The organism is Mesorhizobium sp. M2A.F.Ca.ET.043.02.1.1 (genome assembly GCF_003952405.1).
In the GTDB taxonomy this organism is placed as follows: domain Bacteria; phylum Pseudomonadota; class Alphaproteobacteria; order Rhizobiales; family Rhizobiaceae; genus Mesorhizobium.
This window is the reverse complement of sequence record NZ_CP034445.1, coordinates 5,407,642-5,431,479: the sequence shown is the minus strand read 5'-3', so window position 1 is coordinate 5,431,479 and position 23,838 is coordinate 5,407,642. Positions and strand designations below refer to the sequence as shown.

Below are 23,838 nucleotides of genomic sequence, written 5' to 3'. Positions count from 1 at the left end.
TAAGGGGCGTAGAGGGTTAACGGAGCGCTAACGGATCGCGGCTAATTTGATGTTTGTTTTCCTGAAGATGCGAACCGGCCCGGCCGGATTGCGTGGGTTCAGGAGTTGTGTCGAGTGTCGGGCGTATCCTCCGTGTCATCTTCGGATTTCAGGCAAATCGCTATCCGGACCGAAGCGGGAAAGGCCGAAAGGCTGTTCCGCGCCGCGGTCTCGGCCTTCTGCTCGCTGACGCGCCCTTCACGACGCGAGATCGCCCAGCTCGAGGACCTGACGCTGCCGCTGTTCGACGAGGTGTCGGTCGAATCGCGCCGCTATGTCGCCGCCGCCCTTTCCGAATGCGAATACGCGCCGACCGCATTGGTGCGGCGGCTGGCCGAGGAGCCGGTCGAGATTGCGGCGCCCCTGCTCACCCGCTCCAATGCGCTGAGCGACATCGACCTCATCGCGCTGATCGGCCGGCACGGGCTGCCGCATGCGCGCGCCATTGCGCGCCGCAAAGAGCTCAATCCGACGATCGCCGACCTGATCCGCGCGCTGGAAAGACCGACGCTGGTCAAGACGCGGCCGCCGGAAACGGTCACCAAGCTCACGCCGAAACCGGAGCCGGTGGCCAAGGCGGACGCCGACCGCGCCGCATCCGGCGAAGCGGCGGAGAACGCGCGCCGCCGCCTGCGGTCGATGATGCGCCCGGCCGGCGATACTGCCGACTTCAACACCTTCCTCGGCCAGTCGGCCTATGTGAGGCTGCGCGAGACGGCGCTGACCGGCAACGCGGCCTTCTTCCAGACCGCACTTGCCGATGCGCTGGAGATCGACTTCGCGACGGCCCGCTCGGTGACCGGGCAGTCGGGTTATGCCGCATTGCTTGCGGCGCTGCGCGCCCTCGACCTCAGCGAGGACAGAGCCTTCCTGATCGCGGTCGCGGTCTATCCCGGCGAGTTCCCGCACCCGCAGGCGATCCGGCTGTTCCTCGACCGCTACCGGCTGCTGCACCGCGAGGCGGCGCTGGACAAGGTGCGCGCCTGGAAGGCGGAGACCCTTTCGCGTGCCATCCGCGACAAAGCGGCCGACACGATCGGTGGCGAGCGACGCGACGCGTCGAACGGCGACGACGCGAGCTCCAGCCTCAAGGCATCCTGACCGGCTTCAAGCGCCTCGCGCTTGAAAGGATTAAAGGGATGCGCTTTAAGCATTTGTTTTATCAGCTAAAATGAACGATCAGATGTCGTCGCGAAACTTAGCATTTCCGCGACACGACGAAGTGACACAGCCTCTTGACTTAGAGCGCACTCTAACTCGTAGCTTTCTGCGCGTCGTGACGAAAGAAGAGCGTGATGAAGATTGGCGAGCTGGCGAAGCGTTCGGGACTGTCTGCCTACACCATCCGTTACTACGAGCGGATCGGGCTGCTTCCCCATGCCGACAGGGACCAATCGGGCCAACGTGACTACGACGCATCAATCCTGACCTGGATAGAATTTCTCGATCGCCTCAAAACGACAGGGATGCCTATTCGGGAAATGCTGCGTTACGCGGCCTTGCGGGAGCGCGGCGTCAACACGGAAGCGGAGCGCGGCGCGTTGCTCGAGCAGCACCGCGAGCGTGTCCGTGCGCATCTGGCCAAACTGCAAGCCTGCCTTCTCGTCCTCGACACCAAGATTGCCGGATATGCCGGCGTTGAAAAGAGGATGAAGGACTATGACGCATCAATCCCCGAACGTCAGCGAAAGCCGGCTGGAACGCGGCAAGCGGGCGCTCGCTGAAATAGATGGCGAAGCCGGCCGCAATGTCATCGCCGCCCTGGCGGACATTGCCCCCGATTTCGCGAACTACGTGTTCGAGTTCTCGTTTGGCGACATCTACAGCCGCCCCGGCCTCGATCTGCGCGCCCGTGAGATCGCGACCATCGCGGCGCTGACTGCGATGGGAACCGCGACCCCGCAACTGAAAGTCCATATCGAGGCGGGGCTCAATGTCGGGCTGACCAAGGACGAAATTATCGAAACCATCATCCAGATGACGGTTTATGCCGGCTTTCCTGCGGCGCTCAACGGGCTGTTTGCGGCCAAGGAAGTCTTCGCTACCCGGTTTCCCGTCCAGAAGGGGGAAGCGGCATGATGAACCTTCTCGCCCAGCGCTCTTGCTCTCATCGCGATTCCGGTCCCATGAATGGCGAAACGCCCTAGTCGGCCTTCACCGAAAGAAGCTCTTCGACCGGTACAGTCCCTGCCTCGATCTCGACCACCCAGATGTCGGGATCGAATTTCTTCTCGCGCTCCAACCGCGCATCGAAGGCGGCGCTATCGTCGCCGGCATCGAGCAAGGTGAAGAAGCGCTCATCCGGCTTGGCTGAATCGTAACTCGTCTGCGGCGCCGGCCCGTAAAGAACGACCTCCCCCAGACGCCCGCGCGACAACACGAAGACGGCGCCCGCCTCGGTGGCGCCGCGCTTAACCACGGCGGCAAAACCGCCGGCGCCGAAAACGCGGCGCAGAAGGGCCGAGACCCACAGATCGGTGGTTACGCGCATGGGTGGTTTCCGGATGACATGCCGATTGTTTAACGAGATTCCGGCTTGTCCGCGAGCGCCGGGCAGCGACAGGTTTGGATTGCTGTGGTCCCGCGTCCCCTGACGGTGGTGTTGCTTTGCCTGACAGGTCGGCGCTGCCGCTCATTGCCCTGCCGGGCATTTCCCCCGTGTAGTGACGGGGAGAAGGAAGCTTGCGCTGACGATTTCGCCAATCTCAGACGTTGCAGGAAGAGCGCCGGCGCCGCGGCCAGCCCCTTCCCCCGTTCACGGGGAGAAGATGCCGGCAGGCAGATGAGGGGCGGCGCCGGCTCCGACAATTGGCAAATTTCGTGAATGCACCGGATAATGCTATCGTTGCGCATGGAAGCGACAATCCGACCCCTAACCGATCATGAACTGAATCAGCTCAAGCGTGCATATGCTGAAGGCATGGCGAGCGGTGAAGGCCAGAGCGTGGACCGCAATGCCTTCTTCCGCGCTCTAAAGGCTAAACGCGCAGCCCAAAACTAGATTGGCGCCGCCGCCACTCAGTTCGTCAGACCGATCTCGCGCATCTTGACGTACACCGCTTCGTCCGGCTCGCCTGTTTCGGGCAGGCCGAAGAGAGCCTGGAATTCCTTGATCGCGGCCTTGGTGCGGGCGCCGACCTTGCCGTCGAGCTGCATGTCGTTGTTACCGAAAGCTTTCAGACCGGCCTGGATCTTGACGATGCGGGCATCGGGCGATTGCGTGGCGCCATCGGCCGGGGCCGAGACCGGAATTACCGATGGCTTGGCGGACGGCGTGGCTGCTGCCGCGTCGGCCGGCCGCGGCGCCGGATGTGGAATCGCCGCCGTCGTCTGGCGCGTGCCAAGCTGGTCGAGCAGCGCGCCGTCGATCTCGCCCGAGCCCGGCAGCCCGACTTTCAATTGGTAAGCCTGGATCGCCTTGCGGGTCGCCGGTCCGGTCAGACCATCGACTGTGCCGTCATAGAAGTTGAGGTCCTTCAGGATGCCCTGCACCTGCTGGACGATCGGATCCGGCTTGGCCACCGGCTGTGCCGGCGGCTGGCGCACGATGTTGATGGTGGTCTCCGGCTCGTTGGAGACGGTATGCGGGAAATTCTCGATGCTGCGGGTGGCAAAGAAGGCGCCGGTATGCGGAAAAGGCTGATACCAGAGCGCATTGGCCGAGACATAGAACAGCGTCACCAGGAAGGCGGTCGAACCGCCGACCAGGACCGGGTTGCTTGCGATCAGCTGGCCGACCGCGGCCGCGCCTTCGGCAAGGACGCCGCGCTCGGGTTCGACCACCTTACGCCGTTTTGCGGAGCGAGCCATTCCCCTCCCCATCTCTATCCCCCTTCGGCTTCGCCGCCGGCATGGCCAGCACACCGGGTTGCGCAACGGAATGCCGCTTCGGCCCGCTCACCGGCAGGCCGATCGTCACCGTGGTGCCCTCACCCGGCGCGCTCTCGATCGACATCGTGCCGTCGTGCAGCGCCACCAGGCCCTTGACCAGCGACAGGCCGAGCCCGGTTCCCTCGAAACGGCGCGTGTAGTCGTTCTGGATCTGCATGAAAGGCTTGCCGAGATTGGCCATATCCTCCTCGGCGATGCCGATGCCGGTGTCGCTGACCCAGAAATGCAGGCGCGAGCCGACGCGCTTGGCGCCGATCACCACGCTGCCGCCATCGGGCGTGAACTTGACGGCGTTCGAAGCGAGATTGATCAGGATCTGCTGCACCGCGCGACGGTCGGCATTGATCTCGCCGGCATCCGGCGCGATCTGGGTGGCAAGAACGATGCCCTTGGCGTCGGCCAGCGGCCGCATCATCGAGCGGCACATGTCGACGGCCTCGACGAAACGGAACGTCTCCAGCTCGGTCGCATAGGCGCCCGCCTCGATGCGCGAGACGTCGAGGATCGAGGTGACGACGGACAGAAGATGCTGGCCCGACTCCCTGACCAGGCCGACATATTCCTTCTGGCGCGGGTCCTTGAAGGCGCCGAACATCTCATGCAGCAGCATGTCGGAAAAGCCGATGATGGCGTTGAGCGGCGTGCGCAGCTCGTGGCTGACCACCGCCAGGAAGCGGCCCTTGGCCACTTCGGCGGCCGCGGCGGCCTCCCTGGCTTCCGCAAGCTCCTCGCGCAGCTCCGCGACATCGTCGTTCTCGCGCAGCACCAGCATGAAGACGTCGCGTTCGGCTTCGCCGCGCAGCAAGTCGAGACTGAACGGACGGAAATTATCGGCAGCGCCGGAACCCTCGCGCGGCAAGCGGATGCGCAACTCAAGCCGGCGCTTCGGCGCCCCCTCGCGCATGTCGGCCAAGGCGGTGAGATAGGCGACGCGGTCGGACAGATGGACCCGCTCGAACAGGCCGGTGCCAAGCAGGAGCTCCGGCGCCAGTTTCATGACCGAACGCGCTTTGGCGGACGCGTCGAGCACTTCGCCCTGGCGGCCGACGCGCAGCACGACGGCGTCGATCAGGTCCTCGAGACGATCGCCGGCGGGCTCCGCCGGCCGCAGGCCGGCAGGATCGGCGAAGGCGGCGGCACGCGGCAACAATGTCAGCGCCCAGGCTAGCGGCAGCAGCCAGTGCCAGGCGGCGATTTCGCCAGGCGGCAGGAGCTGGCCGGCAAAGGGCTGGAGAACGATCGCGGCGACCGCGGCCAGCACGCTCGACAGCGCGGCGCGCCGCGACCCGGAAACCCACCAGGTTTCGACCGGCAATGCCAAGCCCAGCAGCGCGACCGGCGAGGCCAATCCCCCTGCCGCCGCTATTGCGCCGGCAAGGGCAAGGCCGCCCAAGGCGACCGCCATGCGGCCGGCGAGCGCCATGTGGCCGGTGGCGGCGACCAGAAGCGCGGCGAACCAGCACAAGCCGAAAGCGGCAAAGATGGCGGCCATGGTGACGGCCGCGCCGAGACTCGAGGTGACCAGCGTCACCGCGGCACCCGCGGCAAGGAATGGCGCGGCGAGCATGACGCCGATGAAGCGGCGCTGGCGCAGGCGTTCCGCCTCACTCGTCACGGTGGGGTGAACCAAGCGTTCGCAGCCGGCGGCAACCGCGCCGGGCAATTGAACGTATCTGGCTGAAATCGAACTCAACGCACGCGTACCCGGTGGTAAAAACATCCTGCCTGGCAGGTGACTCAATCAATGACTTGAAACTCGCATCCAGCGTTTAAGGAATGGATAAGGCTGGCGGGTGCCAGCGACCGCCCCAAGGCAAATATTGTGATGCCGGCACCGCAAAGCGCGCCGAGTTGGCGTCATGGTAAACGGCGCGTTAGCCGCGAGGCCTGTGCCAAAACGGGCCTAAACCTGACGCGGCTAATTTCTGTTGCGAATAAAATCGAATAATTACAATGCGATATATGGTTATCGTAAAGTTAATGCTGTCGATGAGATTCGACACAAGTCCGCTTCAAAACCAATTCCTTTCCAATTCGCCTAAAATTTGAGACAAATTCGCGGCTTCGAGGCAAGCCGTCCTTTGCGTGACCGTGCCATTATCGTGCCCATAAAAGAGGTCATGCCGATGGATGCATGACCCGTCACGGATGGATGCAGGATCCATCCCGCACGAGAGGCAAGTGAGATGGGCTTTCTGATCAGGATGGCTTTCTGGTTTTCGCTGGTGCTGCTGGCGCTGCCGCTCGGCGTCGGCCCGGGCGAGGACGGCCAGCAGAGCGTCGGGCCGATCCAGGCGCTGTTCGCGGCGCGCGAGGCGGTGGGCGACATTGCAGGGCTCTGCGAGCGCAAGCCCGATGTCTGCGAAACCGGCAAATCTGCCATGTACACCATTACAGTCCGGGCCCAGGAAACGGCCAAGATCGCCGCCGCCATGATCGACGACAAATCAGAGCAGGCAGGCGCGGCCGAGACGAAGGTTGCGGACACGGCCAAGATGACCACAGGCAGCGTCGCCGAGGACATCGTGCTACCCGCCAAGGTCAACATACCAGTGCTGTTGACTTCCAAGAACTGAGACAATCTTCAGCCGCCACTTGGCTACGCCGCGGGCCCGTCCGACCTCTCGACGCCCGCGGCGCTTTCTTTTTCCGTGACGCGACGGTGCCGCGCCACTATATGCGGGCCATGACCACCCCGATCCAGACGATCCGCGACGACTTTTCCCTGCTCGACGAGTGGGAGGACCGCTATCGCTATGTGATCGAGCTCGGCGAGGGCCTGCCGCCTTTCCCCGAGAACGAACGCACGGCCGCGAACAAGGTGCCCGGCTGCGTCAGCCAGGTGTGGCTCACCACCGAGCAGGGAGCGGGCGCCGATCCGGTGATCAGCTTCCAGGGCGATTCGGACGCCCACATCGTGCGCGGCCTCGTCGCCATCATGCTGGCGCTGTTTTCGGGCCGGCGGGCAAGCGAGATCCAGAGCACGGACGCGGAGGCGACGCTAAAGGAGCTCGGGCTGGACGAGCATCTTTCGCCGCAGCGCGCCAACGGCCTGCGTTCGATGGTCAAGCGCATCAAGCGCGACGCGGAAGCGGCGCTGAAGCAGACGGCCTGATCCGGTCCCTATCGCCTTCGCTATCCGGAAAAGCAAAACGGCGCCGCAAGGGCGCCGTTTTGCTTTTCCGGATAGCGAAGGCGATCAGCGGCCCTTGCGCTTGCGGCCCAGACCCATCTTCTTGGCGAGCTGCGAGCGGGCAGCCGCGTAGTTGGGGGCCACCATCGGATAGTTGGCGTCCAGCCCCCACTTCTCACGGTATTCCTCCGGCGTGAGATGGTAATGGGTCATCAGGTGACGCTTCAGCGATTTGAACTTCTTTCCGTCCTCCAGACAGACAATGTAGTCGTCGTGGACAGAGCGCTTGGGATTGACGGCCGGCTTCTGCTTCTCGGCCGATGGCTGCTCCGGCGAACCACCGACACGGCCCAACGCGGCATGGACGTCGGCGATTAGGTTCGGCAATTCCCCAACGGGCACCGGGTTGTTGCTGACATAGGCGGCGACGACATCGGCGGTCAGTTCGATCAGCGCATCACCGTTTTTCGAAGGTGTTTCGACGATTTCCATAGTGCTCAGGCCCCAACGAGAGTTGTTTCTAAAATTGCGCCCTTTTTTCCGAGGTCGGGCATCGCGCGAATTTCATTCAGGAAAACCCTGCGATTCGCGTCGGTCATCTTAATGACGCCGCATCGCAAGTAAGTCAATTCGCATATTGACTTATATTGGCCGATATTCATCAAATATTGCCGTTTCAGCTTCAAAAATTCGTGCGGCGTGTAACTTCGCGAGATTTTTCTGGCCAGACCAGCATGCCATGACGCTGCGTCACTGGCGTGTTAGACATCCGATCGCCGCACGACATGGCCCGCGATGCTTGACCAATGCTTGGATGCCTGTTGCGCCAGCACGATGAATCCTATGGCGCAACGTAGCTGCCCTGCCGGCCGGCCCGACAAGGCGAGCCGACGGTCCGTCAATAAGGCGCGATATATTTGCCGTAGACCCAGCCGGTGACGAAATGGCCATTCTGCGCCGGGTCGTGCCACACCTCGCACCAGCGATAGCGGATCGCCTGGCGCTGCTTCCATTGCGGCTGCCCGGCGATATCGAGCAGATTTACGCCACCTGTGCAGCGGCCGGTCATCTGCAGCACGGTGCCGTTCGGATAGGCGGCCTGTTTTTGCGATGCGTTGGAGGGATACTTTCGCGCGTTGAGCGTGTCGCCGAACGGCACGCCCGCCACTTGCCAGGCGGCAAAGACGGTTGCATGAGACGGACTGGAAAAAGTCAGACCCGCCGCGAGGACGGCGACAGACATAGCGGTAGCAACACAGGATTTCATCTTTTCCCCTTCGACTTGGCTTCTGTCGACCATCTTGAGCCGTGCCCCTTGAACCGCCGCTGAGTGGCGTGTTCATTCGTCATTCAAGCAAATTCCGCAGCGAGACGTAATGACCAGCACTTCCGCCCTGACTCCCGCCTTCCCGGCCGCCAGCCCGCCGACGCCTGAGAAACATCCTGTTTCCGACACGCATCACGGCATCACCCGCAGCGACGGCTATGCCTGGATGCGGGCCGACAACTGGCAGGCCGTGTTCCGGGATCCTTCCCTGCTTGACGGCCGGATCCGCGCCTATCTGGAGGCCGAGAACGCCTATCAGGCCGTTCTGATGGCCGGCACCGCGGATCTGCGCGGCAAGCTGTTTGCCGAGATGAAGGGACGCATCGAGGAGGACGACTCAACGGTGCCGATGAAGGACGGCCCCTATGCCTACGGCTCGTCCTTCCGGCAGGGCGGCGAGCAGCCGCGCTATTTCCGCACCTCGCGCGATGGCGGCAGCGAGGAAATCCTGCTCGATGGCGACGCGGAGGCCGAGGGCAAGGCCTATTTCCGGCTCGGCGGCGTCGACCATTCCGCGGACCACAAGAAGCTCATCTGGGCGTTCGACGACAAGGGCTCGGAATTCTTCACGCTACGCGTGCGCGATGTTGCCGGCGGCACCGACCTTGCCGACCAGATCCCGGATACGGGCGGCGGCGGGGTCTGGAATGCCGGCGATGACGGCTTCTTCTACACCCGCCTCGACGACAACCATCGCCCGTCGAAAGTATTCTTCCACAAGCTCGGCGACAAGCTGGAGAACGACCGCCTCATCTATGAGGAGACCGATCCGGGCTTCTTCATGGATGTCAGCGGCACGCGCGCCAATGACTGGATCCTGGTCGGCATCAACGACCATGAGACGTCCGAGTACCGGCTTCTGCCGGCCGATAATCCTTCAGCGGCGCCCCGGCTGGTGGCGGTGCGCGAGTCCGGGCTGCAATACGACCTGGAAGAAGGCGGCGACGTCTTCTTCATCCTGACCAACGCCGACGGCGCCAAGGATTTCAAGATCATGACCGCGCCGGTCGACAATCCGGTCCGCGCCAACTGGCAGGAACTGGTGCCGCACGAGCCCGGCCGGCTGATCCTCTCGGTGCTCGGTTTCAAGCATCACATGGTGAGACTCGAGCGCAAGGACGGCCTGCCGCGCATCGTCGTGCGCGAGCGCGCCAGCGGCGAGGAGCATTTCATCTCCTTCGACGAGGAGGCTTTCTCGCTCGGCCTTTCCGGCTCCTACGAGTACGACACCGAGACGATGCGCTTCACCTATTCGTCGATGACAACGCCGGTGCAGGTGTTCGACTACAATATGCGCAGCCGCGAGCGTGTGCTCCTGAAGACGCAGGAAGTGCCCTCCGGCCACGATCCGGAGCACTATGTCACGCGCCGGCTGATGGCGCCGGCCGCCGACGGCGAGTTGGTGCCGATTTCGCTGCTCTACCATCGCGACACGCCGCTGGACGGCTCGGCGCCGTGCCTGCTCTACGGCTACGGCTCCTATGGCATCACGGTGCCTTCGGCCTTCAACACCAACTGCCTGTCGCTGGTCGACCGCGGCTTCGTCTACGCCATCGCGCATGTGCGCGGCGGCAAGGACAAGGGCTATGGCTGGTACGAGGACGGCAAGCGGGCGAAGAAGATGAACACCTTCACCGATTTCATCGCCTGCGCCCGCCATCTCGTCGCCGAGCGTTACACACGGCACGACCGCATCGTCGCGCAAGGCGGCTCCGCGGGCGGCATGCTGATGGGCGCGATCGCCAACATGGCGCCGGAAAGCTTCGGCGGCATCGTCGCCGAGGTGCCGTTTGTCGACGTGCTCACCACCATGCTCGACGCCAGCCTGCCGCTGACGCCGCCGGAATGGCCGGAATGGGGCAACCCGATCGCGTCCGCCGACGACTACAAGACGATCGCCGCCTATTCGCCCTATGACAATGTCGCGGCGCTCGCCTACCCGCCGATCCTGGCGCTGGCAGGCCTCACCGATCCGCGTGTCACCTATTGGGAGCCGGCAAAATGGGTGGCGCGGCTGCGCGAACGCAAAGCAGGTGGCAACCCGGTCCTGTTCAAGATCAACATGGATTCCGGACACGCCGGCGCCTCGGGGCGTTTCTCCCGGCTGGAAGAGATCGCCTACATTTACGCCTATGCCCTGAAAGTGACCGGGAAGACCTGATTTTCCACTCGCAATTGACAAGGGCGCGCGTTACGCAATGCTCTGCTTTTTTGGACGTGGCCCTTGGACCGCGCCGACTGCTCATTCACAAGGTTCGTCATGCTGCTCGTCGACGTCTATCTCGACAAATCGCCCATCCAGGGCATCGGCGTCTTCGCCAAACACCGCATTGCAAAGGGCACGCTGATCTGGAAGCTCGACCCAAGGTTCGACCGGCGCATTCCCGTCGACACCTATGAGGGCGAGAGCGGGCCGGTAAAGTCCTATCTCGACCGCTATTCCTATCCGGACCGGCGCGACCCCAACTACATCGTCTTCGAGGCGGATGACGCGCGTTACATGAACCACGCCGACGAGCCGAACTGCGACGTCTCCTCGCCCGAGGAAACCTACGCGCTGCGCGACATCGCGCCCGGCGAGGAACTGACCTGCGACTACAATCACTTTTTCGAAGACGGCTTCGATTTTCTCGGCGACCGCCACCCGTAAGATAAAGGTCAACTCGCCGGCTTGCGCGCTGGATAGCCGTTGGGGTGCGGTGGGATAGCCTTGAGATAGGCGGCGATCGCTGCGCGGTCGTCCGCGGTCAATTGCGCCATGTTCTTTTGCACCTCGACCATGGCGCCGCCGACGGAATCGAAATCGGGCGTGAAGCCGGTCTCGAGATAGTTGGCGATATCGGCTTCCGACCAGTCCTTGATGCTCTTCCCGTCGGGAGTGATGTTGGGCACGACGCCAGTGCCCTCGGCAGCCACGGCGCCGGCCAGCCATTCGCCCTTCTTGACGCCGCCGGCGAAATCGCGCGGCGTATGGCATTCGCCGCAATGACCGGGACCCTCGACGAGGTAGCGGCCGGCCAGCACCTTGTCCGGCGTGCCGTTGGGCAGCGCGATCACCGGCTCTGGACTGAGATAGAGAAGCTTCCACAGGCCGATGCCGCGGCGGATGGTGAAGGGGAAGGAAAGCTTGTGGTCCGGCGCCTTGCCGGCGACCGCCGGCAGCGTCTTCATGAAGGCGTAGAGGTCGGCGATGTCGGCCGGCTTCATGCGCGCGTAGGAGACGTAGGGAAAGGCCGGATAGAAATGCTCGCCCGAAGGCGAGACGCCCTTGAGCATGGCGTTGGCGAAGTCCTCCTCGCTCCAGGCGCCGATGCCGTCCTTCCGGTCCTGCGAGATATTGGGCGGCACGAAGGTGCCGAACGGCGTCTTGAGCTCCAGTCCGCCGGCCAGCTGCAGCCGGGCGTCGCCCTGGGCGCCAGGCTTGGAATGGCAGGACGTGCAGCCGCCGGCATAGAAGATGCGTTTGCCTTTGGCGGCGTCGCCGGGGCCGAGCTGCGCGATGGCCCCGGCGTCAAGCCTGACCGGCGCGGACAGGGCCCAGCCGGCGGCGGCCGCCGCGCCGCCCAGTACGATGACGGCGCCGACGAGCTTCTTCAGCCAGGCCATATCAGGCGATCAGCCCTTCTTGATCCTGTAGCTCTGATGGCAGGCGCCGCAATCGCCGCCCAGCGTGTTGAGCTGCGCCTTCAGACCGTCGACATCGCCCGGCGGCGAGGCGACCGCTTCCTTGGTGTTGGCGAGGAACTTGTCCTCGGCGGCCTTGAAGCCGGCCATGTCTTCCCAGATCTTGGGTGCTGCCGTGGTGTCGCCCTTGTCGGAGCCGGCCGGAAACAGTTTTTCGGCATCGAACTTCTCGGCATTGGCCTGCAGGGCCTTCAGGGTCGTCAGCACGGCGGCCGCGTCGAAATCTTCCTCCCCCTTGACCACCTTGGACAACTGGCCGGCGAGCTTGCCGCGCTCCTTCATCAGCGCCTGGCGCTCCTGGATCGGATCGGCAAAGGCGGCCGAACCGGCGAAGGCGAGCATAGAGATGGCGAGGACAAGCTTTCTCATTCAATTGGCTCCGTGGTGAAAAAAGTTCGCGACTACCGGCATTTCACCGTTTCACGGCGAAATGCTCTATCTCCTGGTTGGCACAATTCCGGACGGAAAACTGTTCCACATCTCGTCTGGAATTGCTCCGGACGTTAACGGACCCGACCATGGAAATATTCCCCGGTGCGTCACGATTTTGCCGCTCGCGATCAATCTGCTGTGTTGGCAGATAAAGAAAAGCCCCGGCATGCCGGGGCTTTTCAGTAAGATCGATCAGCCTTTACAGCGCCGCGCGCCTTTCGGCGCGCAAAGGACGCTGTAACGCTTTGATTCTGCGCATGATCCTTTCCGAAAATCGATCACGATTTTCGGGGTCATGCGCGGGCCTTTTCGTACAGCTCCAGGACGTGGTCCCAGTTGATCAGGCTGTCGACGAAGGCTTCGAGATATTTCGGCCGCGCATTGCGGTAGTCGATGTAGTAGGAGTGCTCCCAGACGTCGACGCCGAGGATCGGTGAGCCGCCATGCACCAGCGGGTTCTCGCCGTTCGGCGTCTTGAAAATCTCGAGCTTGCCGTTCTTGACCGAGACCCAGGCCCAGCCGGAGCCGAACTGGGTGGTGCCGGCGGCGATGAAATCCGCCTTGAACTTGTCATAGCCGCCGAGATCGCTGTCGAAAGCCTTCTGCAGCGCGCCTGGCAGCTTATTGCCGCCGCCGCCCTTCTTCATCCACTTCCAGAAATGGATGTGGTTGTAGTGCTGGGCGGCGTTGTTGAAGAGCCCGGCATTCTTGCCGAAGGACTGCTTGACCACCTCTTCGACCGACAGGTCGCCAAGGCCGGCTTCAGCGGCCAGCTTGTTGCCGTTGTCGACATAGGCCTTGTGGTGCTTGTCGTGGTGATACTCCAGCGTCTCCTTCGACATATGGGGCTGAAGCGCCTCGTAGTCGTAAGGCAAGGCGGGCAACTCAAAAGCCATGGATGGTACTCCCTCGAGGAAAAAATCCGGTGAAACTGCCGAACTTAGATAGGTCTGGAATGGGTTGGGGCAACTCCGGAATGAAGCGCCGAGCGACTTTAGAGCAATTCGCCGAAAAGTGTGAAAGGGTTTTCCGTCCGGAATTACGCCAAACAGGAGAAAGGGTGGGTCGCCGTTCCGTGAAACACTGAAACTCCGGCGGCTCAGGCGGCAGACGTCGAATGCGCCCATTCCCAATAGAGCTCGCGCGCCTTCTTGGCCACGGGCCCGGGCTGCAGGTCGCGGCTCTCGATGCGGGTGACCGGCACGACCTTGGAGTGGTTGCCGGTCGAGAAGATCTCGTCGGCGTCCAGAAAATCGCGAACCGACAGCGTCTTCTCGATGGTCCTGAAGCCGTAATCGCCGAGCAGGTTGATGGTGCGCGAGCGGGTGATGCCCGACAGGAACGTGCCGTTCGGCGCCGGCGTCATCACATGGCCGTCCTTGACCAGGAAGATGTTGGAGGTGCCGGTCTCGGCGACATTGCCCAGCATGTCGAGCACGAGCGCGTTGTCGAAGCCGCGGTTCTTGGCTTCCAGGATGGCGCGGCCGTTGTTGGGATAGAGGCAGCCGGCCTTGGCGTTGGTGGGCATGGTCTCGATGGTTGGGCGGCGGAACGGCGACACCGTGACCGAGAAACCGGAGGGCGGAATCATTGGCGCCTCGTAGAGGCAGAGGCAGAAGCGGGTCGACTCCGGATCGGCCGGCACCCCCATATAGCCGCCATGCTCGGCCCAATACATCGGCCTGATGTAGACCGCCGTCTTGCCGTCGAATTTCTTCAGGCCGTCCCAGGTCAGGCCGACGATCTCTTCTGTCGTCATCGACGGCTTCAGGCCGAGCGCCGTGGCGGAAGCGTTGACGCGGGCGGCGTGAAGCTCGAGGTCGGGCGCCACGCCTTCGAACCAGCGGCCGCCGTCGAAGACGCTGGTGCCGAGCCACATGGCGTGGCTGCGCGGTCCGAGAATGGCAACGTTGCCCTCGTACCAGTCGCCGTCCACATAGGTCCATGTCGCGGTTTGCGCCGCCGTCGCCAGTGTCATGTTTGCCGTCCAGATCGATGACTTCAGGCCGGCATAGGACGATGCTTTGGCGGCCGGCGTCAACCGACATCGGGAAAAATCGTTGAGGCCAGAGGCACTTGACTGCAATCAATGCTTGCATGGCAGGCCTGCGCGCCGCAAAACTCAAGCATGCATCATGCGGCCTATGTCTTCGACGCCTATGGCACGTTGTTCGACGTGCACGCCGCCGTGCGCCGCCATGCCGGCGAGATCGGGCCGGATGGCCAGTTGCTGTCGGACATCTGGCGCGCCAAGCAGCTCGAATATTCCTGGGTCAGGACGCTGATGGGCTCTTACGCCGACTTCTGGCAACTGACCGAGCAGGCTCTCGACTTTGCGCTGCGCAAGGTGCCCTCGGCCGATCCGGCGCTGCGGACGAAGCTGCTCGAAGCCTATTGGCGGCTCGATTGCTATCCGGAGGTGCCGGCCGTGCTGAAGGCGCTCAAGGCGTCCGGCGCGAAGCTTGCAATCCTCTCCAATGGTTCGCCGGAAATGCTCGACGCCGCGGTCAAATCCGCCGCGCTCGACCAGATCCTCGACAACGTATTTTCGGTCGACCAGGTCAAACGCTTCAAGACCGACCCGTCAGTCTACGACATGGTGGTCACCGGCTGGCGGCTTTATCCGGGAGCGGTGTCGTTCCAGTCGTCGAACCGCTGGGACATAGCGGGCGCTACGAAGTTCGGTTTCCGTACGGTCTGGATCAACCGGACTAACCAGCCGGATGAATACCGCGACTTTCCGCCAGGCCTGATCCTGCCGTCGCTCGACGGGCTGCTGGCAGGCGTCTGATGCAATTCCAGGAAAAGTGTGAAGCGGTTTTCCGTCCGGAATTGCGTCAAAACAAAAGAAAGGGCGGTTCGGCGTTTCCGTGAAGTGGCGAACCGCCCTGACCTCGCTGTTGCTGCAGCGCAACAGCTGTGGCGTGGTCACAGCTTCGCCTTTTTCTGTCCACCCTCAGGCCAGAATTGGAACCGCCTATCGCCCCGACTGTTATGGATGGCGCCGGCGACGGACCCTCGCATTCATGCTTTCTTGCGAATTGAGACCTAGAGCATGATCCCGAAAAGTGGGAACCGGTTTTCGGAGAAGATCATGCTCCAACAAAGAGTTAGATCAGAACGGCGGTTCAACGAACCGCCGTTCTGATCTAGAAAAGGCAACCATGTCAGACGCTTCCTTCCGCATCAGCCGCCGCGGCTTCCTCAATTTCACAGCCCTCGGCGCTGCTTCGGCTGCCCTATCCGCCTGCACCACGACCAGCGACCAAGGCCCAGCACCCATCCAGACGCCGCCTCAGGCCCCTGTCGAGCCGCCGCTCGGCGACTATGAGACGATGTATGGCGCGATGTCGGACAATGGTTTTGACCTGCCGGCCATTCCTGTGAACAAGATCGATCACAGATTCCTGCGCCAGATCGTTCCCGATCCGACCGGGCAGCGCCCGGGCACCATCGTTGTCGATACCACCGGCCACTTCCTCTATCTGGTGCGCGAGGGCGGCCAGGCGATCCGCTACGGCGTCGGCCTCGGCCGCGCCGGCTTCGAATGGTCGGGCGACGCGGTCGTGCAGTGGAAGCAGAAATGGCCGAAATGGACGCCGCCGGACGAGATGGTGGCGCGCCAGCCGGAGCTGACGCAATACAGCGCCAAGAATGGCGGCATGCCAGGCGGCCTGAAGAACCCGCTCGGGGCGCGTGCGCTCTATCTCTTCCAGGGCAACCAGGACACGCTCTACCGCCTGCACGGATCGCCCGAATGGTGGTCGATCGGCAAGTCGGTGTCGTCGGGCTGCGTGCGCCTGATCAACCAGGACATCATCGACCTCTACGACCGCGTGCCGACCAAGACCCCGGTCATCGTGACGGCCAATATCGGCGCGCCGGAAGAGGACATGCCGGACCGCCAGGCGATCCCGATCGACAATGGCGTGCCGACCGGCTCGATCCTGCTCGGTCCGGTGAAGCGGCTCACCAACGAGATTATCTAACGACGCCGATCCATCAGCGGTGCTTGGCCAATATGGCGGCCGGCGCCGCGGCCCGGGCGCTGGGATGAAAATCGGTTATCGGGCCCCGGGCGTGCAGCCCGGCTGGACCACACAAAACTTCCACGACAGGATGTTCTAAGCAGGCCGGATTTCAGGCATTTTATGCCGCAAGGAGTTTTGCGATGTACACGCCACCCGCCTTCCGCGACGACGACAGGGAGAGCCTCACGGCAACGATCCGTGCCGCGCGGCTGGCGACGCTGGTCACCGCCACGGCGGAAGGACCGCTGGCGACGCCGCTGCCGCTTTTCCTCGATGACAGCGAAGGCGAGCACGGCGTCATCTACGGCCATGTCGCGAAGGCAAACCCGCACTGGCGCGTGCCGGCCCTGGGCGACGGCCTGGCGATCTTCATGGGACCGGACGCCTATGTGACGCCGGCCTGGTACCAGACCAAGCAGGAGACCGGGAAGGTGGTGCCTACCTGGAATTACGTCGCCGTCCACGCCCATGGGCCGATCGAGTTCTTCGAGGACGCCGACCGGCTGCTCGAGGTGGTGACCCGCCTGACCAACCTGCATGAAGGCGAGCGCGCCGCACCCTGGGCCGTGTCGGACGCGCCTGCGGATTTCATCCAGTCGCAGCTGAAGGGCATAGTCGGCCTGCGCATGCCGATCACGAAGCTCGAAGGCAAGCGCAAGATGAGCCAGAACCGCAACGCGGCCGATCGCGCCGGCGTGCTTGCCGGCCTGGCGGCGAGCGAGCGGCCGTCCGACCGCGAGGTCGCGCCGCTCATCCCGCTGTGAACCGCGCGACCGGCTTGGCCCGACGAACTGATCGGCTGATTGGTTAGCTTCGCAATGCCTGGCCGATGGCATCGCCGAGACGCTCGACGATCGCGTCGATGGCTGCGACATCGCAGATGAAGGGTGGCGCGAGCAGCACGTGGTCACCACTGGCTCCGTCGATCGTGCCGCCCATCGGGTAGACCAGAAGGCCGTTCGCCATGGCCGCCTTCTTGATGCGCGCATGCAGCTTCCGCTTCGGATCGAAAGGCTGCTTGGTGGAACGATCCTCCACCAGCTCGATGCCCATGAATAGGCCGCGCCCGCGAATGTCGCCGATATGAGGATGGTTGCCGAAGCGCTCGCCGAGCCTGCGCGCCAGATGCGCACCCATCGCCTTCACATTGTCGAGCAGCCTGTCGCGGGCAATGACGTCCTGAACGGCGAGTGCGGCGGCACAGGCCATCGGATGGCAGATATAGGTGTGGCCGTGCTGGAAGATGCCCGAACCATTCGCGAAGGCGTCGAAGATCTTGCGGCTGAGCAGCACCGCGCCGATCGGCTGATAGCCGCCGCCAAGCCCCTTGGCGATTGTCATCAGGTCGGGAGCGACGCCATCCTGCTCGCACGCGTGCAGCGTGCCGGTGCGGCCCATGCCGCACATCACCTCGTCGAGGATCAGGAGGACGCCGTAACGATCGCAGATCTCACGGATGCGTCGGAAATAATCCGCCACCGGTGGCACCGCGCCCGCTGTCGCCCCGACCACCGTCTCGGCGACGAAGGCTATGACCGTCTCCGGTCCGAGCTCGATGAGCTTGTTCTCCAGCGCCTGCGCAGCGCGAGCGGCATAGTCCTGGTCGGTCTCGCCGGTCTCCTGGAAGCGGTAGGCGAAGCAGGGATCGATGTGGTGCGTCTCGATGAGCAGCGGCCGGAACTGGGCGCGGCGCCACTCGTTGCCGCCGGTCGCCAGCGCGCCAAGCGTGTTGCCGTGGTAGCTCTGCTTGCGCGCGATGATGTTGCGGCGCTGCGGTTGTCCGATCTCGACGAAATATTGCCGCGCCATCTTGAGCGCCGCCTCGACCGCCTCCGAACCGCCTGAGACGAAATAGGCATGGCTGATGCCGGCCGGCGCGTCGGCGACGAGCCGGTCGGCAAGCGCTTCGGCGACGTCGCTGGTGAAGAAGCTGGTGTGGGCGTAGGCAAGCGTGTCGGCCTGCCGATGCATGGCGGCGATGATATCGGGATGGCCGTGGCCGAGGCAGGAAACCGCGGCGCCGCCGGAGGCGTCGATATAGGCGCGCCCATTGCTGTCGAAGAGCTCGATGCCCTTGCCGCCGCTGGCGACCGGCAGCACAGCGTTGATCTGGCGATGCAGGATATGGGTCATGATTTCCTCCGGCCGCGCGGCGGCAAGATGTGGATGTCGAGTTGCGAGAGCTGGTCGTCGGTGCGGCGGATGGCGGCCAGCGCCTTGTCCCCGCCTTTGCCGGCGACCAGCGCCACGAGGATCTCGCCGACGACGAAGGCCGGCGCCATGGCATGGAAGAAGGACGGACTTTCCGTCGGCACCAGCACCGACAGGGCCGCCAGCCCGACGAGCGGCGACACGGCACTGTCGGTCAGCGCGATGACCGGCACGCCATCCGCCGCGGCGCGGCGGGCAAGATCGACGGTGAGCCTGGTGTAGGGAGCGACGCTGACCACAAACAGGACGTCTTCGGCGGTCGCGAGGCGGATGGCGTCGGTGCCAGTTCCCGAGGCACCGTCCAGCATTACCGCCTTCTCGCCGAGGAAGGACATGACATAGGAAAAATGCGCGACGACCGGATGGCTGGAGCGCAGCCCGAGGCAGAATATTCGGCGTGCTGCGTAGAGCCGCTCGGCCGCCGTGGCAAGCGCGTCGAGCTGTTCGGGCTCGCCCTGTCGAGCGATCTGATCCGCCAGCGACCGCACCATCTCGGCGGCCAACGCGCGGTCGCCGACCTCCTGCTGGTGCGCGAGCTGCGCGCCGGCTTTGCCGGCAAAGCCGAGCTCACCCTGCCGCATCGCATTGGCGTAGAGCGAGCGCAGAGGCTCGTAGCCGTCGAAGCCCAGCCGCTTGGCGAGACGCACCATCGTCCAGGGCTGCAGACCGGCACGACGCGCCTGCTCGCGCATCGACAACAGCGCGACGTCCTCGGGATTGTCCAAAAGATAGCGGGCCGCGTCCTGCAACTGCGAGGGCAAGCTGTCGAAGGCCTCGACAATGGCATCGGTAAGTGGCGCGCGGATCATGCCACGACCATAGACGCGAATGGATGATCGTGCAATATATGTTGCATAGATTATCAATATGCAACAAATGGAGCAGTCGATGCCGAACCAGAATCGCCTGGCGATCGCCGTGGCGCCCAACGGTGGCCGGCGCACCAAAGCCGATCACCCGGCCCTGCCGATCACCCCAGTTGAGTTGGCTGATGTGGCCGCCACCTCGCTCGAGGCCGGCGCCGCCATGATCCATGTCCATGTCCGCGACCGCGACGGACGCCATCTGCTCGACGCCGATGCCTATCGGGCCGCGACCGCGGCGATCAGGGCCAGCGTCGGCGACAGGCTCGTTCTCCAGATCACCAGCGAGGCGCTGGGTATCTATCGGCCCGAGGAGCAGATGCGGGTGGTGCTGGAAGTCCGCCCCGAGGCGGTTTCGCTGGCCTTGCGCGAGCTCGTGCCCAACCCGACGCATGAAGCGGCTTTCGCCTCGTTTCTCGAAACGCTGCGCGTGGAAAAAGTCACGCCGCAGATCATCCTTTATACGCCCGAGGAGGCGAGCTATCTCGCGGCGCTGGCGGGTCGCGGCCTGGTCCCCTTCGACAATCTGCCGGTCCTCTATGTCCTCGGCCGCTATACGGTCGGGCAGACGTCCCGGCCCGCCGACCTGCTCCCCTTCCTGGCGCCTGGCATCCCCGCAGCGAGGCACTGGATGGTCTGCGCTTTCGGCGACCAGGAAGCAGCCTGCGTGACGGCCGCTGCTCTGCTCGGCGGACATGCACGCGTTGGTTTCGAGAACAATCTTTTTCTCCCTAATGGGACGCTGGCTTCCGGAAACCAGGATCTCGTCTTGGCCACAAGGCTGGCAGTCGAACCCTGCGGGCTCACGCTCGCTGACGCGGACGCGTTGCGAACCCAGTGGTCGGATGCCTAATGCGTCGGCACTTTGCAAATATGAAGTGCATCTTGTATCATGATGCATTTATGATTTGCACCACCGGATCGACGGTGTTACGCTTCACGGGCAATCCAACAAAAAGGGGAACCCGAAAAATGAAGTTCGCACTCGCAAGCCTCACCGCCGCCGCGGCCGTCGCGGCAACGCTCACTTTCGGCCAGCCGGCCTTCGCCGACGACCTGATCGTCGCGACCGACACCGCCTTCGTTCCGTTTGAGTTCAAGGAAGGCGACAAATATGTCGGCTTCGACATCGACCTGTGGGCCGAGATCGCCAAGGATATCGGCGTGACCTACACACTTCAGCCGATGGACTTCAACGGCATCATCCCGGCGCTGCAGACCAAGCAGGTCGATGTCGGCCTGGCCGGCATCACCATCAAGGACGAGCGCAAGAAGGTCATCGACTTCTCTGACGGCTATTACGACAGCGGCTTCCTTCTGATGGTGCCGGTCGATAGCACGATCAAGGGTCCGGATGATCTCGTCGGCAAGACGCTTGCCGTGAAGACCGGCACGTCGGCGACCGACTATGCCAAGGAACATTTCGAGGGCACGGAACTGCGCCTGTTCCCGAACAGCGACAACGCCTATCTCGAGGTCGCGACCGGCCGCGCCGACGCCGCCATGCACGACACTCCGAACGTGCTCTACTACATCAAGACCAACGGCCAAGGGAAAGTGAAGACCGTCGGCCCGCAGATGATGGCGCAGCAATATGGCATCGCCTTCCCAAAGGGCAGCCCGCTCGTCGCCAAGGTCAATGCTTCCATTGCCAAACTGAAGACCAACGGCACTTACGCCGACATCTACAAGAAGTGGTTCGGCACCGAGCCGCCGAAGAGCTGATCACCGGTTTCCCGTTGGATCTCCCGGCGCGCCGGCATGGCCGGCGTGCCTTCCCTGAAGGTTGGCTCTCATGGATTTCGACTGGTCCGTCATCTGGCAGGCCTTGCCCGAGCTGTTGAAGGGCGCCCGCCTCACCGTGATGATCGCGCTCGCCGGGCTTGCCGGCGGCCTCGTCATCGGCTTCACCGCCGGGCTGGCGCGCGCCTATGGCAACATCGTGCTCAACGCCATCGCCATGATCTATATCGAGATCATTCGCGGCACGCCGATCATCGTGCAGGTGATGTTCATCTATTTCGCGCTGCCGATCCTGGCAGATGTCCGCATCAATCCGCTGGCGGCGGCGATCATGGCGATCATCATCAATGCGGGTGCCTATATCGCCGAGATCGTGCGCGGCGCCTTCCTTTCCGTCCATCGCGGCTTGCGCGAGGCCGGCCTGGCGCTCGGCCTGCCGTTCTGGAAAGTGCTTTTCTACATCATCGGCCCGCTTGCCTTCCGCCGCATGATACCGGCGCTCGGCAACCAGTTCATCGTCAGCCTGAAGGATACCTCTCTGTTCATCGTCATCGGCGTCGGCGAGCTCACCCGGCAAGGCCAGGAAATCATGGCGGCCAACTTCCGTGCCGTCGAGATATGGTCGGCTGTGGCGATGTTCTACCTGATCATGACCGGCACGCTTACGCTCATCCTGCGGCTGACCGAAAAGAGGATGCGCATCCTGTGAGCATCGTGGCGTTCAACAAAGTCACCAAGCGCTTCGGCCAGGTTACCATCCTCGATCAGGTCGATCTGTCGATCGAGCCCGGCGAGAAGGTGGTGCTGATCGGCCCCTCCGGCTCCGGCAAGTCGACGCTGCTTCGCTGCATCAATGCGCTGGAGGAGATCAATGGCGGCGACCTCGTCGTTGACGGCATCAGTGTCAAATCCGGCGGCCGCAAGGTCCGCCTGATCCGCCAGGAAGCCGGCATGGTCTTCCAGCAGTTCAACCTGTTTCCGCAGATGACGGCGCTGGAAAACGTCGCCTTCGGTCCGCGCCGCGTGCGTGGCGAGACGCGACAGGAGGCACGCAAGCAGGCGCTGGAAATGCTCGCCAAGGTCGGTCTTGCCGAACGGGCACATCACTATCCGAGCGAGCTTTCGGGCGGCCAGCAGCAGCGCGTCGCCATTGCGCGCGCGCTTGCCGTCAAGCCGAAGCTGATGCTGTTCGACGAGCCGACCTCGGCGCTCGATCCTGAACTAAGGCACGAGGTGCTGCGCGTGATGCAGGCGCTGGCCGAGGAAGGCATGACGATGATCGTTGTCACCCATGAGATGGCCTTTGCCCGCAAGGTCGGGACCAGGCTGATCTTCATGGAAGGCGGCAAGATCGCTGTTGACGGAGAACCGCGGGAGCTGCTTGCAAACCCGCAAAATCCTCGCTTGAAAGAGTTTCTGCAGCATGTCGCATGACGCCGGCCGCCGGCTTTCCTTCATCGATGTCTCGGGGCCGCCCTACGACGTCGGGGCTGCTCTCGGGCACTTCGGCCGAGCGGCGCTCAACGACCATTTCCAGACGTCCGCCGCATGGCGCGAGCTAAACGCTCGGCGCGCCGATCCACGCATCGGCATGATGGCGACGATTGTGCGGGAGCGGTTCCCCCGATACTGGGCCGAGCTGCAGGGCCTCGCCGACGGACTTGAATTGGCTTTCGACGACGTCTTCCTGTGGAACTGCCGCGGCGACATCTGGGCAATGGCGCCCGATGGCTGCACGACGGTGCAGTTACCGGGGTCCCCGCATGTCATCGGCCACAACGAGGACGGCGACCCGGACTTCGCCGGCCATTGCGCGCTGGCCCATGTGACGTCCGAAGGCGGCAATCAATTCACAGCCTTCGTCTATCCCGGCTCGCTGCCCGGCCACACATTCGCGGCCACGTCAGCGAGGCTGGTGCAGACGGTCAACAACACCAGGCCGCTGGCCGGCGGCGCAGGAGCGCCGCGCATGGTGCTCGCCCGCGCAGTGCTCGACGCACCGGACCTCGACGCAGCGCTGGCCCTGCTCAAATCGGTGCCCCGCGCCGGCGCCTTTCACCTGACCCTGGCCCAGGCCTGCGACGAGCGGCTGCTCAGCGTCGAGTTCACCGCGCAGGCGCTATCGGTCGATCGCGTCGAGGCGGCGCGTGTCCACTCGAACCACCTGATCCATGCCGACACCGGGCGCATGTCGCAGATCGTCACCGGTTCGTCCGGTGTGCGCCAGCGACGAGGCGAAGCGCTGCTGAATGAGACGCCTCAGTCCGAGCCGCAACGCCGCGCACTCGGCATCTTGTGGGACGCGGCCGACCCGGAGCTGCCGATCTATCGCACCGACCCGGCCGACAGCGATGTCGAGAACACGCTTGCCAGCGCCGTCTTCCGCGTCGGGGCTGACAAGGTCGAGTGGGCTGTCTACGATGCGGCACACGAAGCAGTGCGCTTCGACATGCGGGATGGGCTGGTCCCTGTCGCGGGGTGAGC

27 protein-coding genes are annotated in these 23,838 nt (G+C 63.7%); 16 read left to right on the top strand and 11 right to left on the bottom strand.

Translation table 11 applies throughout. The features are described from left to right. The first annotated feature begins 132 nt into the window (after positions 1-132). The 3 genes from EJ068_RS25690 to EJ068_RS25680 all read left to right on the top strand — a co-directional run bounded on the left by EJ068_RS25690 (position 133) and on the right by EJ068_RS25680 (position 2,118). Positions 133-1,140, top strand: a complete 1,008-nt coding sequence (locus tag EJ068_RS25690) for a DUF2336 domain-containing protein (protein WP_129555037.1) — start codon at positions 133-135, stop codon at positions 1,138-1,140. Between the two features lie 194 nt (positions 1,141-1,334). Then, the gene (locus EJ068_RS25685) at positions 1,335-1,763 is read left to right on the top strand and encodes a MerR family transcriptional regulator (protein ID WP_127251705.1); all 429 of its coding nucleotides are present in this window, start codon (positions 1,335-1,337) and stop codon (positions 1,761-1,763) included. After that, complete coding sequence (locus tag EJ068_RS25680) at positions 1,699-2,118, top strand: carboxymuconolactone decarboxylase family protein (protein ID WP_126078377.1); 420 nt, start codon at positions 1,699-1,701, stop codon at positions 2,116-2,118. The genes EJ068_RS25685 and EJ068_RS25680 overlap by 65 nt, the downstream gene beginning before the upstream one ends. Positions 2,119-2,182: 64 nt before the next feature. Here EJ068_RS25680 and EJ068_RS25675 read toward each other — a convergent pair whose 3' ends face one another. The 3 genes from EJ068_RS25675 to EJ068_RS25665 all read right to left on the bottom strand — a co-directional run bounded on the left by EJ068_RS25675 (position 2,183) and on the right by EJ068_RS25665 (position 5,560). Continuing rightward, the gene (locus tag EJ068_RS25675) at positions 2,183-2,530 is read right to left on the bottom strand and encodes a DUF1491 family protein (RefSeq protein WP_127251706.1); all 348 of its coding nucleotides are present in this window, start codon (positions 2,528-2,530) and stop codon (positions 2,183-2,185) included. 527 nt (positions 2,531-3,057) lie between these two features. Further along, on the bottom strand, positions 3,058-3,849 hold the full coding sequence (locus tag EJ068_RS25670) for a peptidoglycan-binding protein (RefSeq protein ID WP_126078379.1): 792 nt from the start codon (positions 3,847-3,849) through the stop codon (positions 3,058-3,060). Next, positions 3,824-5,560 (bottom strand): PAS domain-containing sensor histidine kinase, encoded by a 1,737-nt coding sequence (locus EJ068_RS25665; RefSeq protein WP_127251707.1) that lies wholly within the window; start codon positions 5,558-5,560, stop codon positions 3,824-3,826. Before EJ068_RS25665 ends, EJ068_RS25670 begins: the two co-directional genes overlap by 26 nt. 556 nt (positions 5,561-6,116) lie before the next feature. Between EJ068_RS25665 and EJ068_RS25660 the strand changes: the two genes are divergently transcribed. Both EJ068_RS25660 and EJ068_RS25655 read left to right on the top strand, forming a co-directional pair. Next, complete coding sequence (locus EJ068_RS25660; protein ID WP_126061981.1) at positions 6,117-6,506, top strand: DUF5330 domain-containing protein; 390 nt, start codon at positions 6,117-6,119, stop codon at positions 6,504-6,506. 110 nt (positions 6,507-6,616) lie between these two features. Continuing rightward, positions 6,617-7,045 (top strand): SufE family protein, encoded by a 429-nt coding sequence (locus tag EJ068_RS25655; protein ID WP_126061982.1) that lies wholly within the window; start codon positions 6,617-6,619, stop codon positions 7,043-7,045. An 84-nt stretch (positions 7,046-7,129) separates the two neighbouring features. Here the strand turns inward: EJ068_RS25655 and EJ068_RS25650 are convergent, their stop codons facing one another. After that, positions 7,130-7,555, bottom strand: a complete 426-nt coding sequence (locus tag EJ068_RS25650; RefSeq protein ID WP_126061983.1) for a MucR family transcriptional regulator — start codon at positions 7,553-7,555, stop codon at positions 7,130-7,132. A gap of 406 nt (positions 7,556-7,961) precedes the next feature. Next, positions 7,962-8,306 (bottom strand): SH3 domain-containing protein, encoded by a 345-nt coding sequence (locus EJ068_RS25645; protein ID WP_189341955.1) that lies wholly within the window; start codon positions 8,304-8,306, stop codon positions 7,962-7,964. 133 nt (positions 8,307-8,439) lie between these two features. Between EJ068_RS25645 and EJ068_RS25640 the strand changes: the two genes are divergently transcribed. Together EJ068_RS25640 and EJ068_RS25635 are read left to right on the top strand one after the other, a co-directional pair. Beyond that, the gene (locus EJ068_RS25640) at positions 8,440-10,551 is read left to right on the top strand and encodes a S9 family peptidase (protein WP_129554923.1); all 2,112 of its coding nucleotides are present in this window, start codon (positions 8,440-8,442) and stop codon (positions 10,549-10,551) included. Positions 10,552-10,650: 99 nt separating this feature from the next. Next, on the top strand, positions 10,651-11,040 hold the full coding sequence (locus tag EJ068_RS25635; RefSeq protein ID WP_126078382.1) for an SET domain-containing protein-lysine N-methyltransferase: 390 nt from the start codon (positions 10,651-10,653) through the stop codon (positions 11,038-11,040). Between the two features lie 8 nt (positions 11,041-11,048). Here the strand turns inward: EJ068_RS25635 and EJ068_RS25630 are convergent, their stop codons facing one another. After that, the gene (locus EJ068_RS25630) at positions 11,049-11,996 is read right to left on the bottom strand and encodes a cytochrome c (RefSeq protein WP_127251709.1); all 948 of its coding nucleotides are present in this window, start codon (positions 11,994-11,996) and stop codon (positions 11,049-11,051) included. 9 nt (positions 11,997-12,005) lie between these two features. Next, positions 12,006-12,443 carry a cytochrome c gene (locus tag EJ068_RS25625; protein ID WP_042641989.1) on the bottom strand — a complete coding sequence of 146 codons (438 nt, stop codon included), beginning with the start codon at positions 12,441-12,443 and terminating at the stop codon, positions 12,006-12,008. Between the two features lie 61 nt (positions 12,444-12,504). Between EJ068_RS25625 and EJ068_RS25620 the strand changes: the two genes are divergently transcribed. Next, positions 12,505-12,747, top strand: a complete 243-nt coding sequence (locus EJ068_RS25620) for a hypothetical protein (protein WP_127251710.1) — start codon at positions 12,505-12,507, stop codon at positions 12,745-12,747. Between the two features lie 52 nt (positions 12,748-12,799). Here EJ068_RS25620 and EJ068_RS25615 read toward each other — a convergent pair whose 3' ends face one another. Beyond that, the gene (locus tag EJ068_RS25615; protein ID WP_127251711.1) at positions 12,800-13,402 is read right to left on the bottom strand and encodes a superoxide dismutase; all 603 of its coding nucleotides are present in this window, start codon (positions 13,400-13,402) and stop codon (positions 12,800-12,802) included. 203 nt (positions 13,403-13,605) lie between these two features. Further along, the gene (locus EJ068_RS25610; protein ID WP_127251712.1) at positions 13,606-14,484 is read right to left on the bottom strand and encodes a branched-chain amino acid aminotransferase; all 879 of its coding nucleotides are present in this window, start codon (positions 14,482-14,484) and stop codon (positions 13,606-13,608) included. Between the two features lie 150 nt (positions 14,485-14,634). Here EJ068_RS25610 and EJ068_RS25605 point away from each other — a divergent pair, with 150 nt between their 5' ends. From EJ068_RS25605 to EJ068_RS25595, 3 genes are all read left to right on the top strand, one after another. Then, positions 14,635-15,297, top strand: coding sequence for a haloacid dehalogenase type II (locus EJ068_RS25605; RefSeq protein WP_127251713.1), 663 nt, complete (start codon positions 14,635-14,637; stop codon positions 15,295-15,297). 373 nt (positions 15,298-15,670) lie between these two features. After that, positions 15,671-16,495, top strand: coding sequence for a L,D-transpeptidase (locus tag EJ068_RS25600; RefSeq protein ID WP_127251714.1), 825 nt, complete (start codon positions 15,671-15,673; stop codon positions 16,493-16,495). A gap of 182 nt (positions 16,496-16,677) precedes the next feature. Further along, the gene (locus EJ068_RS25595; protein ID WP_127251715.1) at positions 16,678-17,301 is read left to right on the top strand and encodes an FMN-binding negative transcriptional regulator; all 624 of its coding nucleotides are present in this window, start codon (positions 16,678-16,680) and stop codon (positions 17,299-17,301) included. A gap of 43 nt (positions 17,302-17,344) precedes the next feature. On the opposite strand, the gene EJ068_RS25590 is transcribed toward EJ068_RS25595, so the two are convergent. Together EJ068_RS25590 and EJ068_RS25585 are read right to left on the bottom strand one after the other, a co-directional pair. After that, positions 17,345-18,670: an aspartate aminotransferase family protein gene (locus EJ068_RS25590; protein WP_127251716.1), complete on the bottom strand. Its 1,326-nt coding sequence runs from the start codon at positions 18,668-18,670 to the stop codon at positions 17,345-17,347. Beyond that, positions 18,667-19,557, bottom strand: coding sequence for a MurR/RpiR family transcriptional regulator (locus EJ068_RS25585; RefSeq protein ID WP_127251717.1), 891 nt, complete (start codon positions 19,555-19,557; stop codon positions 18,667-18,669). The genes EJ068_RS25590 and EJ068_RS25585 overlap by 4 nt, the downstream gene beginning before the upstream one ends. Before the next feature lie 79 nt (positions 19,558-19,636). Here EJ068_RS25585 and EJ068_RS25580 point away from each other — a divergent pair, with 79 nt between their 5' ends. The 5 genes from EJ068_RS25580 to EJ068_RS25560 all read left to right on the top strand — a co-directional run bounded on the left by EJ068_RS25580 (position 19,637) and on the right by EJ068_RS25560 (position 23,836). After that, positions 19,637-20,464 (top strand): 3-keto-5-aminohexanoate cleavage protein, encoded by an 828-nt coding sequence (locus tag EJ068_RS25580; RefSeq protein WP_127251718.1) that lies wholly within the window; start codon positions 19,637-19,639, stop codon positions 20,462-20,464. Between the two features lie 119 nt (positions 20,465-20,583). Continuing rightward, positions 20,584-21,336 (top strand): glutamine ABC transporter substrate-binding protein GlnH, encoded by a 753-nt coding sequence (gene glnH / locus EJ068_RS25575; RefSeq protein WP_127251719.1) that lies wholly within the window; start codon positions 20,584-20,586, stop codon positions 21,334-21,336. A gap of 70 nt (positions 21,337-21,406) precedes the next feature. Beyond that, complete coding sequence (gene glnP, locus EJ068_RS25570) at positions 21,407-22,063, top strand: glutamine ABC transporter permease GlnP (protein ID WP_127251720.1); 657 nt, start codon at positions 21,407-21,409, stop codon at positions 22,061-22,063. After that, positions 22,060-22,788: a glutamine ABC transporter ATP-binding protein GlnQ gene (gene glnQ / locus EJ068_RS25565; protein ID WP_126061996.1), complete on the top strand. Its 729-nt coding sequence runs from the start codon at positions 22,060-22,062 to the stop codon at positions 22,786-22,788. Before glnP ends, glnQ begins: the two co-directional genes overlap by 4 nt. Beyond that, a complete protein-coding gene (locus EJ068_RS25560; RefSeq protein WP_127386350.1) occupies positions 22,778-23,836 on the top strand; it encodes a C45 family peptidase in 1,059 nt (352 codons plus the stop codon). The genes glnQ and EJ068_RS25560 overlap by 11 nt, the downstream gene beginning before the upstream one ends. The last annotated feature ends 2 nt before the right edge of the window (positions 23,837-23,838 follow it).